This window comes from Pseudomonas sp. NPDC079367, from assembly GCF_044542195.1.
Taxonomy (GTDB): domain Bacteria; phylum Pseudomonadota; class Gammaproteobacteria; order Pseudomonadales; family Pseudomonadaceae; genus Aquipseudomonas.
The window spans coordinates 1-13,386 of record NZ_JBITTW010000034.1 but is presented as its reverse complement, the minus strand read 5'-3'; the positions used below and the strand labels follow the sequence as shown (position 1 = coordinate 13,386).

Below are 13,386 nucleotides of genomic sequence, written 5' to 3'. Positions count from 1 at the left end.
CGTACTCACGGCCAGGTAACGTCGTAGACGAATTCGTTGCGGTTGCCGGAAAGGCTGACGATCGAATTGGCTGCCGCTTCGGCACTGTCGATCAAGCTGTCGTATTCCCAGACATTGGCATGGCCGGCGCGAGTGGCGGCTTCGATCCGTTCGGCGCGGTCGCCGGCCTGCCCGGCGATGTCATCGATGCGGGCGGCTTTGGTCGGTACTGAATTGAACAGCCAGATGCGCTCGGCCGGCAATCCACTGCGGGTGACCGAAATCAGCCCTTTGAAGTCGTCGGAGGGGAACTGGGTCGGGGGCGTTTCGCGGGCTGCCCAGTTGAACAGCATGTTTTCTTCATGGGGGACCACTTTGAGGGGTGCGGGTGGTCGTAGGGTGGCGGCTGGTTTGCGTGGCAGCTTTGGGCTCATGAATGACTCGGGTGATGGATCAGCAACACAGCCACAAACTCCAAAGCATGGTTAATTGAAGTGTTTTGATGATCGAAGTTATTGAGTTAGGTGGGTCAATCTAATGCTTTTTCTTTAGTTGGGAGTTGTTTATGGCAGTGCGAAGGATTGAATTGTGTAACCCGGTTTTTTCGGATGCTTACAGGTGGGAAAGTTACTGAGCTGACGCGCGAAAACTTACGAGCAATTGGAAAACTCGAATAAGTTAATCGCGCTGCCCTTGTCGGAAGTTTCCGAAAAGAGCAGTGCGAGAAAATAACGCTTGTGCCGTTTCAATCAATAAGCGTAACGCAGCAGCGTATGCGGAAGATGGCGCAGTACGAAGAAGCCGAACAAGGCAATCATCGATGGCAGGATCAGCCACCAGATCTTGAACGGCATTGGGTTGAGGGACGTCTGGCGCTGGCTCAGCCATAGCATCGCGGCGCAAACGCAACTGGCAAGCATGGCGCCGGCAAGGATATCGGTTGGCCAGTGCGCCCCCAGATAGACCCGCGACAAGGCGATAGAGAGCGCCGGGATGCAAGCGATCAGCAGCCAGGTCAGGCGCATGCGTGGCGGCTGGCCGCGACCGGCGAGCACGCCCAGCGTCAGGAACAAGGCAAACGCGCCAGAAGCGTGGCCGCTGGGCATGCTGTAAGTGGTCAGTGGATCACTGAGTACTTCGGGGCGCACTCGGGCGAAGAAGTATTTGGTCCCGGTATTGGCCATGGCTGTGATCAGCATGGTGGCACCGGCGAACATCGCCTGGCGCCACTGCTTGCACAACAGCAGCAGTACGACGAGCAGGGCGCTGAACAGCAACATGTTGCGAAATTCGCCGATCAGGGTCAGCGTCACGGCGATTTCGTCCAGCGCTGGCTGGCGATGTTCCTGTACCAGGGTCATCACGCCGTTGTCGAGCGCCGTAAGATACGGGTAACCGATGAACAGACCGATCAGGATCAACAGGCTCATGCCGCCGATCCAGATCGTCGCGCGACGATGGCGACGCACGCTGCTGTTGACGCTCAGGCCGACCATCACCGCGAGGCTGGCGGCGACGATCCCGGCCTCCAGCCAGAAACCTTCAGGCAATGGCAGGCGGAACGCGGCGCCAGTGGCCCAACCCGGCAGCAGATAGGCCAGGCTCCAGCCGGCCGCAGCGAGCACGCTGACGGCGAAGAAACGCGGAAAGGGCATGTCGCACATCCCGGCGACCATCGGCAGCATGGGTCGCAGCGGGCCGATGAAACGCCCGACCAGCAGACTTGCGATGCCATAACGCTGGAAATACGACTCGGCGCCTGCCATCCATTCCGGGTGATGGCGCAGGCCGGGCAGGCGTCGGATGTTCTGGTGAAAATGGCGGCCCAGGAAATATGAAATCAGGTCGCCGAGGATGCCACCGAGAAAGCCCAGCAGGAGCGTCTCGCTTAACGATAAGGCGCCGCTGCCGGCCAGTACCGCCACGGCAAACAGCAACACCGTGCCCGGCACGATCAGCCCGGCAATCGCCAGGCATTCCACGCACGCAACGATGAACACCGCTGCGGCCAGCCACTGTGGATTGGCACCGAGCCATCCGGTGATGCTATCGAGCCATGGGCCCATACAAAAACTCCAGACTATTGATGATTCCGGTAGGAGCTGCCGCAGGCTACGATCTTTTGATCTTGTTTCTTTAAAGCAGAATCAAAAGATCGCAGCCTGCGGCAGCTCCTACAGGGGTAAGCGTTTACAGAAGAATAAAATCCCGGCCTTCGACCTGGCCCCGTCGCAGCGGGTTCCGCGTGCACCATTGCGCATACGCAGCGTCAACGAAGCGGTACATCAAGTGTTCATCGCGCCCCAGCGGAATGCCCAGCCGGGTGGTTTGAATGATCTGCGAGGGCGCCGGCCCCGTATCTTCGACCAGCAGCAATTCATGATCGAAACGCTTGGCATCCCACATCGGCACTTTCAAACCCAGCGCCTTGCACAGCAAGGTCTGTCCGGCGCACAACTTTTGCGTCGGACGCGGCCGGCCCTGGGCATCGGGATTATTCAGCAGCATCTGCGCCAGACTCGCCGGACCGCTGACTTCATCAACCCACGGATAGGCCGATTTGATCAGCACCGCATTGCCCGGACCCTGCGCGCTGAAATTCAGCGAATCGCCGCCACGGGCGTAGTACATATAGATGTGCCCACCATCCAGAAACAAAGCCTTACGTTTTTCTGTATAGCCCAGTGAGGAATGGCTGCCTTTTTCCGCAAAGTAATACGCTTCGGTCTCGATGATCCGCGCACTCAGCCACAGATCGCCGACGCGGTGCCGGATGACTTTGCCGAGCAGAGCCTGTGCCAGCACCTGCGCGTCGCGGTCGAAAAAACTGTCCGGCAGGCCCACGGGCAGGCGGGCGGACTCGGGGCAAAGGGGCACATTGGTCATGATGGGCAAGGTTTATCCAGGCTCAAGAGGTCGTGATGATAACAACGCTGAGCTTAATTACGTCTGAACAACGGCCAAACGCAGCTCATTTCGACCATCCGCCCGTCACCGCTGTTAGTCCCGGGACGCGACAGCTATAATCTGCCGCTTTCCTCTTTGCCAAGACCCCAGCAGACCATGACTGAGTCCGTTCTTGACTACATGACCCGATTGGGTCGCGCCGCCCGCGCTGCCTCCCGGGTCATCGGTCGCGCCAGCACCGCGCAGAAAAACCGCGCCTTGCAGGCTGCCGCCAATGCCTTGGACGCCGCTCGCGCCGAGCTGGCCGCAGCCAACGAGCTGGATCTGGCTGCCGGGCGCGCCAGCGGTCTGGAACCGGCGCTGCTGGAACGTCTGGAACTGACACCGGCACGCATCGACGGCATGATCGTCGGTCTGCGCCAGGTCGCTGCGTTGCCGGATCCGGTCGGCGCGATCCGCGACATGAGCTTCCGTCCGTCGGGGATTCAAGTCGGCAAAATGCGTGTACCGCTGGGCGTCATCGGGATCATCTACGAATCCCGGCCGAACGTGACCATCGATGCCGCCAGCCTGTGCCTGAAATCCGGTAACGCGACCATCCTGCGCGGTGGCTCCGAGGCGATTAACTCCAATCGCGCGATTGCCGCGTGCATTCAGCGTGGTCTGGCCGAGGCCGACCTGCCCGCCGCGGTGGTGCAAGTGGTGGAAACCACTGATCGTGCCGCTGTCGGCGCGATGATCAGCATGCCGGAATACGTCGACGTCATCGTCCCCCGTGGTGGCCGTGGCCTGATCGAACGCATCAGCCGCGATGCCCGCGTGCCGGTGATCAAGCACCTGGACGGCATCTGCCACGTTTACGTCAGCGCACACGCCGATCTGGCAAAAGCCCAGCGCATCGCCTTCAACGCCAAGACTTACCGTTATGGCATCTGCGGCGCGATGGAGACCCTGCTGGTCGATCAGGCTGTTGCCAGGGATTTCCTGCCTTCGATGACTGCGCAGTTCCGCGAGAAAGGCGTCGAACTGCGCGGTTGCGAGCGTACCCAGGCGATCATCGAGGCTGTAGCGGCCAGCGAAGACGACTGGCACACCGAATACCTGGCGGCGATCCTCTCGATCCGCGTGGTCGACGGTCTGGAACAGGCGATCGAACACATCAACCATTACGGCTCGCATCACACCGACTCGATCGTCAGCGAAAACCTCGCTGACACCCGGCGGTTCGTGGCGGAAGTCGACTCGGCCTCGGTGATGATCAACACGCCGACCTGCTTTGCCGATGGATTTGAATACGGATTGGGTGCCGAGATCGGCATTTCTACTGATAAGCTGCACGCCCGCGGCCCGGTCGGGCTTGAAGGGTTGACCTGCGAGAAGTACATCGTGGTCGGCGATGGCCAGTTGCGCGGCCAGGCGACGGTCTGACTTGACCGACCTCGACCTGACAGCGCCGCACACCGGCAGCGAGTCACGCCCGCAACGCATTGGCGTGCTGGGAGGTACGTTCGATCCGGTGCACATCGGTCATTTGCGTGGCGCGCTGGAAGTTGTCGAAGCGCTGGCGCTGGACGAGTTGCGTCTGATGCCGAACGCGCGGCCGCCGCATCGTGGTACGCCGCAGGTAGCAGCGCAGGATCGGCTGGCGATGGTCGAGTGCGCGGTGGCCGGATTGCCGCCGCTGGTAGTGGACGCCCGCGAGTTGCAGCGGGACAAACCGTCCTGGACCATCGATACCCTGGAGTCGCTGCGTGCAGAAATGCCCGCCGAGACCCAGGTTTTTCTGCTTTTGGGCTGGGACGCATTTTGCGGCCTGCCCACTTGGCACCGCTGGGAAGAGTTGCTCCAGCATTGCCACATCCTGGTGCTACAGCGCCCGGACGCCGACAGCGCACCGCCGGAGGCCTTGCGCAACCTGCTGGCAGCGCGTTCGGTGTGCGACCCGCTGGCCCTGCAAGGGCCGAGCGGACCGATTGCATTCGTCTGGCAGACACCTCTCGCGGTTTCCGCCACCCCGATCCGTCAACGGCTGGCCAGCGGTAAGTCGGTACGTTTCCTGGTGCCCGACGCGGTCCTGGCCTACATCGATGCGCACGGTCTGTACCGTGCGTCGAACTGAACAAGGCGTGCTTCACAGATACGAATCACCGTATCCCCAAGCCGCCGAATACATGAGCAAAACGAGTTTCATATGACTGATAAAGATCTACCGAAAGTAAAGCGCAAAGGCACGTTCAAGAGCGCACCACTGCCGGAAGCCGTCAACACCAACGAGCCGCTCAAGGGCGACGAACTGGTCAAGATTGCCGTCGCTGCGCTGGAAGACGTCAAGGCCCAGGACATCCAGATCATTGATGTGCGCGACAAGCAAAGCATCACTGACTACATGATCATCGCCACCGGTACCTCCAATCGCCAGATCAACGCGATGCTGGACAAGGTCCGCGAGGAAGTGAAAAAGCAGGGCGCCAAGCCGCTGGGCGAAGAAGGCAAGGGCGACAGCGACTGGGTGCTGCTCGACCTCGATCTGGTAATCGTGCACATGATGACCGCCTCGGCGCGTCAGTTCTACGACCTGGAGCGTCTGTGGGCCGGTGCCGAGCAAAGCCGTGCGGCCGACGCCAAGCATCACAGCCCGGAAAACACCCACGAGCATTTCACCAAGCTCAACAAAGACCAGTTCTAAGGGATTGCTGTGCGACTGCGCCTGATCGCCGTCGGTTCACGCATGCCCAAGTGGGTGGAAGAAGGCTGGCATGAATATGCCAAGCGTCTTCCGTCCGAACTGGCGCTGGAACTGGTGGAAATTCCGCTCAACACCCGTGGCAAGAATGCCGACGTGGCCCGTTTCATCCGCCAGGAAGGCGAAGCCATGCTGGCCAAGGTCGGGCACAACGAGCGGATCGTCACGCTGGAGGTTCACGGCAAGCCGTGGAGCACCGAGCAACTGGCGGTCGAACTCGATCGCTGGCGCCTGGATTCGCGCACGGTCAACTTCATGGTGGGCGGCCCGGAAGGGCTGGCACCGGAAGTCTGTGCCCGCGCTGACCAGCGCTGGTCGTTGTCGCCGCTGACCTTGCCGCACCCCCTGGTGCGGATCCTGATCGGCGAACAGTTGTACCGTGCCTGGACCGTGTTGTCCGGCCACCCTTACCACAAGTAAGCCTGCCCTCATGTCTCAGCCGATCCGCATCAAGGACCACGAAAAGGACGCCCGTCTGGTGCGCAGCCGTGTCGTGTTCGGTGCGATCGTGATCGTGACGCTGATCTGTGTGCTGATCGCGCGCCTGTATTACCTGCAGGTTATCCAGTACGAGTACCACTCGACCCTGTCGGAAAACAACCGCGTCCACGTGCAGCCGATTCCGCCGACGCGCGGGCTGATTTTCGACCGCAACGGCGTGGTCGTGGCCGACAACCGGCCGAGCTTCAGCCTGAGCATGACCCGCGAGCGCTCCGGCGACTGGCAACAGGTGCTCGACGTCATCGTCGAGGTGCTGGAGATGACGCCCGAGGACCGTGTGATCTTCGAGAAGCGCATGCGTCAGGGGCGCCGGCCGTTCGAGCCGGTGCCGATCCTGTTCGAGCTGACCGAAGAGCAGATCGCCCGGATTGCGGTGAACCAGTTCCGCCTGCCCGGGGTGGAAGTGGTTGCGCAACTGGTCCGGCATTACCCGCAGGGCGCGCATTTTGCGCACTCGGTGGGCTATATGGGGCGGATCAACGAGAAAGAGCTGAAGTCGCTGGATCCGGTCAATTACAGCGGCACCCATCACATCGGCAAGACCGGTATCGAGCGTTTCTACGAGCCGGAATTGCACGGTCAGGTCGGTTACGAAGAAGTCGAGACCAACGCCCGGGGCCGCGTATTGCGCGTGCTCAAGCGCACTGATCCGATTCCCGGCAAGGACATCGTCCTGAGCCTCGACATCAAGTTGCAGGAAGCCGCCGAGGCCGCGCTGGGCGGGCGGCGTGGCGCGGTGGTGGCGCTCGATCCAAAAACCGGCGAAGTGTTGGCGATGGTCAGTCAGCCGAGTTTTGATCCCAACCTGTTCGTCACCGGGATCAGCTTCAAGGCTTACGCCGAGTTGCGTGATTCCATTGACCGGCCGCTGTTCAACCGCGTGTTGCGCGGTCTGTACCCGCCGGGCTCGACGATCAAGCCGGCGGTGGCGATTGCCGGTCTCGACGCCGGCGTGGTCACGGCATCCAGCCGGGTATTCGACCCGGGCTATTACATGCTGCCCAACTACGATCACAAGTACCGCAACTGGAACCGCACCGGTGACGGCTTCGTCGACCTCGACACAGCGATCATGCGATCCAATGACACCTACTTCTATGACCTGGCGCACAAGCTCGGCATTGATCGGCTGTCGACCTACATGAACAAGTTCGGCATCGGCCAGAAGGTTTCGCTGGACATGTTCGAAGAGTCCCCGGGCCTGATGCCGTCCCGCGAATGGAAACGCGCAACGCGCAAACAGGCGTGGTTCCCCGGCGAGACCCTGATTCTCGGGATCGGCCAGGGCTACATGCAGTCGACGCCGCTGCAGCTGGCCCAGGCCACTGCGCTGGTGGCCAACAAAGGCATCTGGAACCGGCCGCATCTGGCCAAGTCCCTCGACGGGGTGAAACCGGTGGATGACAACCCGATGCCGAACATCGTCCTGCGTGACCCGTCCGACTGGAACAAGGTCAACCACGGCATGCAGCAGGTGATGCACGGTGCTCGTGGTACCGCGCGCAAAGCGGCGATCGGCGCGCAATACCGCATCGCCGGCAAATCCGGTACCGCGCAGGTGGTGGCGATCAAGCAGGGCGAAAAATACGACCGTTCCAAGGTCCAGGAGCGCCATCGCGACCACGCCCTGTTCGTCGGCTTCGCCCCGGCTGATGATCCGAAAATCGTGGTTTCGGTGATGGTCGAGAACGGTGAGTCCGGTTCCGGCGTTGCCGCGCCCGTGGTGCGCCAGGTCATGGACGCCTGGTTGCTCGACCAGAACGGCCACCTGAAAACCGAGTACGCCAGCCCTATCACTGCGGAGGCCACGGCCCGTGATGAATAATTTCGATCGCATGCTCTCCAGCGAGGATGTGATGCGTCGCCGCGCGACGTTGCTGCAAAGGCTGCATATCGATGGCCCGCTGTTGATCCTGTTGCTGATCCTCGCCGCCGGCAGCCTGTTCGTGCTGTATTCGGCCAGCGGCAAAAGCTGGGATCTGCTCGGCAAGCAGGCCACGTCGTTCGGCATCGGCCTGGTGGCGATGATTGTCATCGCCCAGCTCGAGCCGCGGTTCATGGCCCGTTGGGTACCGCTCGGTTACGTCATCGGCGTGGTCTTGCTGATCGTCGTCGACATCATGGGCCACAACGCCATGGGCGCCACGCGCTGGATCAACATTCCCGGGGTAATCCGCTTCCAGCCCTCGGAGTTCATGAAGATCCTGATGCCGGCGACCATCGCCTGGTATCTGTCCAAACGCACCTTGCCACCGCAACTCAAACATGTCGGCATCAGCCTGATGCTGATTGGCGTGCCGTTCATTCTGATCGTGCGCCAGCCGGACCTCGGTACCTCGCTGCTGATTCTCGCCGGTGGCGCCTTCGTCCTGTTCATGGGTGGCCTGCGCTGGCGCTGGATTCTCAGCGTACTGGCGGCGGCGGTGCCGGTGTCGGTAGCGATGTGGTTTTTCGTCATGCACGACTACCAGAAGCAGCGCGTGCTGACCTTCCTCGATCCGGAAAGCGATCCGCTGGGTACCGGCTGGAACATCATCCAGTCGAAAGCCGCCATCGGTTCAGGTGGCGTATTCGGCAAAGGCTGGCTGCTTGGCACCCAGTCGCACCTGGACTTCCTCCCGGAAAGCCATACCGATTTCATCATTGCCGTGCTTGGCGAAGAGTTCGGTCTGGTGGGTATCTGCGCGCTGCTGCTGATCTACTTGTTGTTGATCGGTCGCGGGCTGGTAATCACCGCCCAGGCGCAAACGCTGTTTGGCAAATTGCTCGCTGGCGCGTTGACCATGACTTTTTTTGTTTACGTTTTCGTCAACATCGGTATGGTCAGTGGCCTGTTGCCGGTCGTAGGGGTGCCGTTGCCGTTCATTAGCTACGGAGGAACTTCGCTGGTGACGCTGCTGTCAGCGTTTGGGGTTTTGATGTCGATCCATACCCATCGCAAGTGGATCGCACAGGTTTGAATAAGGTGAAGAGTGCAATGCAAGTAATGCGTGGCTGGGCGACTCGATGCGCGCCGCTGGTTGGCCTGATGGGCCTGCTGGGGGGCGTGCAGGAAGCGCTGGCCGGCGACTATGAAGGCTCGCCGCAGGTGGCCGAATTCGTCGGTGAAATGACCCGCGACTATGGTTTCGCCGGTGAACAACTGATGGGTGTGTTCCGCGAGGCGCAACGCAAGCAGTCGATCCTCGACGCCATCTCCAAGCCCGCCGAACGGGTCAAACAGTGGAACGAATATCGTCCGATGTTCATTACCGACGCGCGCATCGCTCGCGGTGTGGATTTCTGGCGCCAGCACGAGGCGACGCTGGCGCGTGCCGAGCAGGAATATGGCGTGCCGGCTCAAGTCATCGTGTCGATCATCGGCGTCGAGACCTTTTTCGGACGTAATACCGGAAATTTCCGGGTGATCGATGCTCTATCGACCCTCGGCTTCGACTATCCTCCGCGTGCCGACTTTTTCCGCAAGGAACTGCGTGAGTTCCTTCTGCTGGCGCGTGAAGAGCAAGTCGACCCATTGACCCTCAAAGGCTCATACGCTGGGGCCATGGGCCTGCCGCAGTTCATGCCGAGCAGCTTTCGCGCCTACGCGGTGGACTTCGACGGTGACGGCCACATCAATATCTGGAACAACCCGGACGATGCGATCGGCAGTGTCGCCAGCTATTTCAAGCGTCATGGCTGGGTCGCCGGTGAACCGGTGGTCAGCCGCGCCGACGTGCGCGGCGAGCAGGTCGATGAAGGCCTGACCACCGGCATTGAACCAGTGAAGACGGTCGCAGAGTTGCGGGCGCTGGGCTGGTCAAGTCATGATGCGCTGCGCGATGATATGCCGGTTACCGCATTTCGCCTCGAAGGCGACAACGGCCCTGAATACTGGATGGGCCTGCAGAATTTCTACGCGATCACGCGTTATAACCGCAGCGTGATGTACGCCATGGCCGTACATCAACTGTCTGAACAGCTGGTACAAGCACGGGGCGTCAAGTAATGCAGGCATTGCCTAACAATAAACCCCTGAAGCTGGTGGCTTTCGCTGCGTTGGCAGTCCTGGTCGCCAGTTGCACGACCAGCCGCACGCCGACGCAGAAAACCCCGTCCACCGCTGTCCGCGCCAAACCGGGCCTGGACATCAACCGTGCGCACAAAGACGGCGCGCCATGGTGGGATGTCGATGTCTCGCGCATCCCCGATGCGACGCCGACCCTGCACACCGGCCCGTACAAGGCCAACCCGTATACCGTGCTGGGCAAGACTTATTTCCCGCTGCAGGAATCCAAGACCTACGTGGCCTCAGGTACGGCGTCCTGGTATGGCACCAAGTTCCATGGTCAGAACACCGCCAACGGCGAAGTGTATGACCTGTACGGCATGAGCGCCGCGCACAAGACTTTGCCACTGCCAAGTTACGTTCGGGTGACGAACCTGGACAACAACAAGACGGTGATCCTGCGCGTCAACGACCGTGGCCCGTTCTACTCCGATCGCATCATCGACTTGTCCTACGCGGCGGCGAAGAAGCTCGGCTATGCCGAGACCGGCACCGCGCGGGTCAAGGTCGAAGGCATTGATCCGCAGCAGTGGTGGGCGGCCAAGGGGCGTCCGGCGCCGCTGATGCTCAACGAGCCGCAAGTGGCGCAGAATAGCGCGCCAGTGATTACGGCTTCGGCCGGCACCGTCGAGCAATGGACGCCGCCGCCGCAGCAACATGCCGCGGCCGTGGTGCCCGTGCAGATCGATGCAAAAAAAAACGCTTCTGCACCAGCGTCTGGCCAGTATCTGCAGGTGGGCGCGTTCGCCAACCCGGACGCTGCCGAGTTGCTGAGGTCGAAGCTCAGCGGGATGGTGAGCGCGCCGGTGTTCATCAGCTCGATCGTGCGCAATCAGCAGACCCTGCACCGGGTACGCCTGGGGCCGATCGGCTCGCCGGGTGAGATCGCCCAGGTGCAGAACAGTGTGCGTCTGGCCAACCTGGGTTCGCCCAGCGTGGTCACCGAGTAATACGTAGACCTTGATTGACGGTTCACTTGCGGTATTCGGGGGGTGAACCAGGTTGTTGGCTCGTCGAAGAACAAAAGCCCGGCAAGGGTGACTGGAGTGAGCAACTGAACACGCGATGGCCCGTTAGAAGGCTGTCTGAATAAGTTTTGCCTTCGGGCAAGTTTCCATTAGCGATTTCGAGAGACGGATGAACATCACCACCTTTGCCAAACGCCTGTGTCTGCTAGTCCCGCTGCTCCTCTCGCCAGCCGCCTTCGCGGCCGAGATGATGCCGTCGCCACCACAACTGGCCGCCAAGGCCTACGTTCTGATGGACGCGAGCAGCGGCAACGTGCTGGTCGAAAACAACGGCGACCAGCGTCTGCCACCGGCCAGCCTGACCAAGCTGATGACCGCGTACATCGCGACCCTGGAAATCCGTCGCGGCCAGATCGGTGAAAACGACCCGGTGACCGTCAGCGAAAACGCCTGGCGCACCGGCGGGTCGCGGATGTTCATCAAGGTTGGCTCGCAGGTGACTGTCAGCGACCTGCTGCACGGCATCATCATCCAGTCCGGTAACGACGCCAGCGTCGCCCTGGCCGAGCACATCGCCGGCAGCGAAGACGCCTTCGCCGACCTGATGAACAAGACCGTCACCGAACTGGGCATGACCAATACCCATTTCATGAACCCGACCGGTCTGCCGAACCCTGAGCACTATTCGTCCGCTCACGACATGGCGATCCTTGCTCGCGCAATCATCCACGAAGACCCGGCTCACTACGCGATCTACTCGCAGAAAGAGTTCTTCTGGAACGGCATCAAGCAGCCTAACCGCAACCTGCTGCTGTGGCGCGACAAGACCGTCGACGGTCTGAAAACCGGCCACACCGACGAAGCCGGCTACTGCATGGTGTCCTCGGCGGTACGTGACGGCCAGCGCCTGATCGCTGTAGTGTTCGGCACGAACAGCGAAGTGGCCCGTGCCGCTGAAACCCAGAAGCTGCTGACTTACGGTTTCCGCTTCTTCGAAACCCAGACCTTCTATCAGAAGGGCACTGAACTGGCGCAGGCGCCGGTATGGAAAGGCACCACCAGCCAGGTCAAGGCCGGTCTGGCGCAAGACCTGACCATGACTCTGCCAAAAGGCCAGCTGAAGAAGCTCGCTGCCAGCATGACCATGAACCCGCAACTGGTCGCACCCATCGCCAAGGGCGACGTGATCGGTAAAGTCGAAGTCAAACTGGAAGACAAGGTGGTGCACAGCGCCGACCTGATCGCTCTGGATGGCGTCGAGGAGGGTGGTATCTTCCGCCGCATGTGGGATAGCATCCGACTATTCTTCTACGGCTTGTTCAACTGATTCAGTGTTGACCTGCATGGCCCCGCCCCGATCCGGAGCGGGGCCATGTGCGTTACCACGGCTTGTGCTATTAGAGGCCGTTACGCCATGACCGATACCGAAGTAAAGGCGCCAAAGATCGAATTCCCTGTTACGGATTATCCCGTCAAGGTGATCAGCGATACGGGCGTCGGCCGCAAAGACCAGATCATCGAGATCGTCAAGAAACACGCGACCATCAATGATGAGCGCATCGACGAACGTCAAAGCAGCACCGGCAAGTACACCACCATCCAGCTGCACATTGTCGCCACCGATCAGGATCAGCTGTACAACATCAACAGCGAACTGCGGGCGACCGGCTTCGTGCACATGGTGCTGTGATGCACGGCACGCTGGGCTTTCGCGAGCTGGGCCAGATGGCTTACGAGCCGGTCTGGCATGCCATGCAGCGCTTTACCAACGAACGCGGCAACGCTGCCGCCGACGAAATCTGGCTCGTCGAACACCCGCCGGTGTTCACGCAGGGCCAGGCCGGCAAGGCCGAACACTTGTTGCTGCCGGGAGATATTCCAGTCGTGCAGGTCGATCGCGGCGGCCAAGTGACTTATCATGGCCCCGGGCAACTGGTGGCCTATCTGTTGCTGGATGTGCGCAAGCTGGGTTTCGGCGTGCGCGACCTGGTCAGCCGCATGGAAGCCTGCCTGATCGAACTGCTGGCCAGCTACGGCGTCACCGCCGCGGCCAAGCCGGATGCTCCCGGCGTCTATGTCGACGGAGCGAAAATCGCTTCTCTGGGTTTGCGCATTCGCCACGGTTGTTCCTTTCATGGCCTGGCCCTGAACGTGGATATGAACCTGGAACCGTTTCGACGGATTAATCCCTGCGGCTACGCCGGGCTGGCCATGACCCAGCTGAGCGATCACGCAGGATC

14 protein-coding genes are annotated in these 13,386 nt (G+C 61.0%); 11 read left to right on the top strand and 3 right to left on the bottom strand.

Translation table 11 applies throughout. From position 1 onward, the window contains the following. Window positions 1-5 precede the first annotated feature (5 nt). From ACIGDJ_RS21555 to ACIGDJ_RS21545, 3 genes are all read right to left on the bottom strand, one after another. On the bottom strand, window positions 6-332 hold the full coding sequence (locus ACIGDJ_RS21555; protein WP_397479099.1) for a hypothetical protein: 327 nt from the start codon (window positions 330-332) through the stop codon (window positions 6-8). A 396-nt stretch (window positions 333-728) separates the two neighbouring features. Next, window positions 729-2,045 carry a bifunctional DedA family/phosphatase PAP2 family protein gene (locus ACIGDJ_RS21550; RefSeq protein ID WP_397479098.1) on the bottom strand — a complete coding sequence of 439 codons (1,317 nt, stop codon included), beginning with the start codon at window positions 2,043-2,045 and terminating at the stop codon, window positions 729-731. A 124-nt stretch (window positions 2,046-2,169) separates the two neighbouring features. After that, window positions 2,170-2,865 carry a DNA-3-methyladenine glycosylase gene (locus tag ACIGDJ_RS21545; protein WP_101160620.1) on the bottom strand — a complete coding sequence of 232 codons (696 nt, stop codon included), beginning with the start codon at window positions 2,863-2,865 and terminating at the stop codon, window positions 2,170-2,172. 177 nt (window positions 2,866-3,042) lie between these two features. On the opposite strand from ACIGDJ_RS21545, the gene ACIGDJ_RS21540 reads away from it, so the two are divergent. The 11 genes from ACIGDJ_RS21540 to lipB all read left to right on the top strand — a co-directional run. Continuing rightward, the gene (locus ACIGDJ_RS21540; RefSeq protein WP_397479097.1) at window positions 3,043-4,314 is read left to right on the top strand and encodes a glutamate-5-semialdehyde dehydrogenase; all 1,272 of its coding nucleotides are present in this window, start codon (window positions 3,043-3,045) and stop codon (window positions 4,312-4,314) included. Then, window positions 4,283-5,005, top strand: coding sequence for a nicotinate-nucleotide adenylyltransferase (gene nadD, locus ACIGDJ_RS21535; RefSeq protein WP_397504616.1), 723 nt, complete (start codon window positions 4,283-4,285; stop codon window positions 5,003-5,005). The genes ACIGDJ_RS21540 and nadD overlap by 32 nt, the downstream gene beginning before the upstream one ends. A gap of 72 nt (window positions 5,006-5,077) precedes the next feature. Beyond that, the gene (gene rsfS, locus ACIGDJ_RS21530) at window positions 5,078-5,572 is read left to right on the top strand and encodes a ribosome silencing factor (RefSeq protein ID WP_016773024.1); all 495 of its coding nucleotides are present in this window, start codon (window positions 5,078-5,080) and stop codon (window positions 5,570-5,572) included. A 9-nt stretch (window positions 5,573-5,581) separates the two neighbouring features. Next, window positions 5,582-6,049: a 23S rRNA (pseudouridine(1915)-N(3))-methyltransferase RlmH gene (gene rlmH, locus ACIGDJ_RS21525; protein ID WP_011063671.1), complete on the top strand. Its 468-nt coding sequence runs from the start codon at window positions 5,582-5,584 to the stop codon at window positions 6,047-6,049. A gap of 10 nt (window positions 6,050-6,059) precedes the next feature. Beyond that, on the top strand, window positions 6,060-7,955 hold the full coding sequence (gene mrdA / locus ACIGDJ_RS21520) for a penicillin-binding protein 2 (protein ID WP_397479094.1): 1,896 nt from the start codon (window positions 6,060-6,062) through the stop codon (window positions 7,953-7,955). A 31-nt stretch (window positions 7,956-7,986) separates the two neighbouring features. Further along, entirely contained in the window at window positions 7,987-9,090 is a 1,104-nt protein-coding gene (rodA, locus tag ACIGDJ_RS21515) for a rod shape-determining protein RodA (RefSeq protein ID WP_042610663.1), read from the top strand. 17 nt (window positions 9,091-9,107) lie between these two features. Continuing rightward, window positions 9,108-10,118 (top strand): lytic murein transglycosylase B, encoded by a 1,011-nt coding sequence (gene mltB, locus ACIGDJ_RS21510; protein ID WP_101160611.1) that lies wholly within the window; start codon window positions 9,108-9,110, stop codon window positions 10,116-10,118. Then, on the top strand, window positions 10,118-11,128 hold the full coding sequence (locus ACIGDJ_RS21505; RefSeq protein WP_397479093.1) for a septal ring lytic transglycosylase RlpA family protein: 1,011 nt from the start codon (window positions 10,118-10,120) through the stop codon (window positions 11,126-11,128). Before mltB ends, ACIGDJ_RS21505 begins: the two co-directional genes overlap by 1 nt. A gap of 187 nt (window positions 11,129-11,315) precedes the next feature. After that, window positions 11,316-12,473: a D-alanyl-D-alanine carboxypeptidase family protein gene (locus tag ACIGDJ_RS21500; protein ID WP_016773028.1), complete on the top strand. Its 1,158-nt coding sequence runs from the start codon at window positions 11,316-11,318 to the stop codon at window positions 12,471-12,473. A gap of 87 nt (window positions 12,474-12,560) precedes the next feature. Then, window positions 12,561-12,836 (top strand): DUF493 domain-containing protein, encoded by a 276-nt coding sequence (locus ACIGDJ_RS21495; RefSeq protein WP_093098020.1) that lies wholly within the window; start codon window positions 12,561-12,563, stop codon window positions 12,834-12,836. Next, window positions 12,836-13,386, top strand: a 551-nt coding sequence (gene lipB / locus ACIGDJ_RS21490; RefSeq protein WP_397504615.1) for a lipoyl(octanoyl) transferase LipB, incomplete at its 3' end; no start/stop codon positions are given. The genes ACIGDJ_RS21495 and lipB, both read left to right, overlap by 1 nt.

Excerpts from the sequence above, each read along its gene's own strand:
- ACIGDJ_RS21545 (WP_101160620.1), bottom strand. The coding sequence starts at position 2,865 with ATGACCAATGTGCCCCTTTGCCCCGAGTCCGCCCGCCTGCCCGTGGGC.
- ACIGDJ_RS21495 (WP_093098020.1), top strand. The coding sequence starts at position 12,561 with ATGACCGATACCGAAGTAAAGGCGCCAAAGATCGAATTCCCTGTTACG.
- mrdA (WP_397479094.1), top strand. The coding sequence starts at position 6,060 with ATGTCTCAGCCGATCCGCATCAAGGACCACGAAAAGGACGCCCGTCTG.
- ACIGDJ_RS21500 (WP_016773028.1), top strand. The coding sequence starts at position 11,316 with ATGAACATCACCACCTTTGCCAAACGCCTGTGTCTGCTAGTCCCGCTG.
- ACIGDJ_RS21550 (WP_397479098.1), bottom strand. The coding sequence starts at position 2,045 with ATGGGCCCATGGCTCGATAGCATCACCGGATGGCTCGGTGCCAATCCA.
- rodA (WP_042610663.1), top strand. The coding sequence starts at position 7,987 with ATGCGTCGCCGCGCGACGTTGCTGCAAAGGCTGCATATCGATGGCCCG.
- nadD (WP_397504616.1), top strand. The coding sequence starts at position 4,283 with ATGGCCAGTTGCGCGGCCAGGCGACGGTCTGACTTGACCGACCTCGAC.
- ACIGDJ_RS21540 (WP_397479097.1), top strand. The coding sequence starts at position 3,043 with ATGACTGAGTCCGTTCTTGACTACATGACCCGATTGGGTCGCGCCGCC.
- rsfS (WP_016773024.1), top strand. The coding sequence starts at position 5,078 with ATGACTGATAAAGATCTACCGAAAGTAAAGCGCAAAGGCACGTTCAAG.
- mltB (WP_101160611.1), top strand. The coding sequence starts at position 9,108 with ATGCAAGTAATGCGTGGCTGGGCGACTCGATGCGCGCCGCTGGTTGGC.
- ACIGDJ_RS21505 (WP_397479093.1), top strand. The coding sequence starts at position 10,118 with ATGCAGGCATTGCCTAACAATAAACCCCTGAAGCTGGTGGCTTTCGCT.
- ACIGDJ_RS21555 (WP_397479099.1), bottom strand. The coding sequence starts at position 332 with ATGCTGTTCAACTGGGCAGCCCGCGAAACGCCCCCGACCCAGTTCCCC.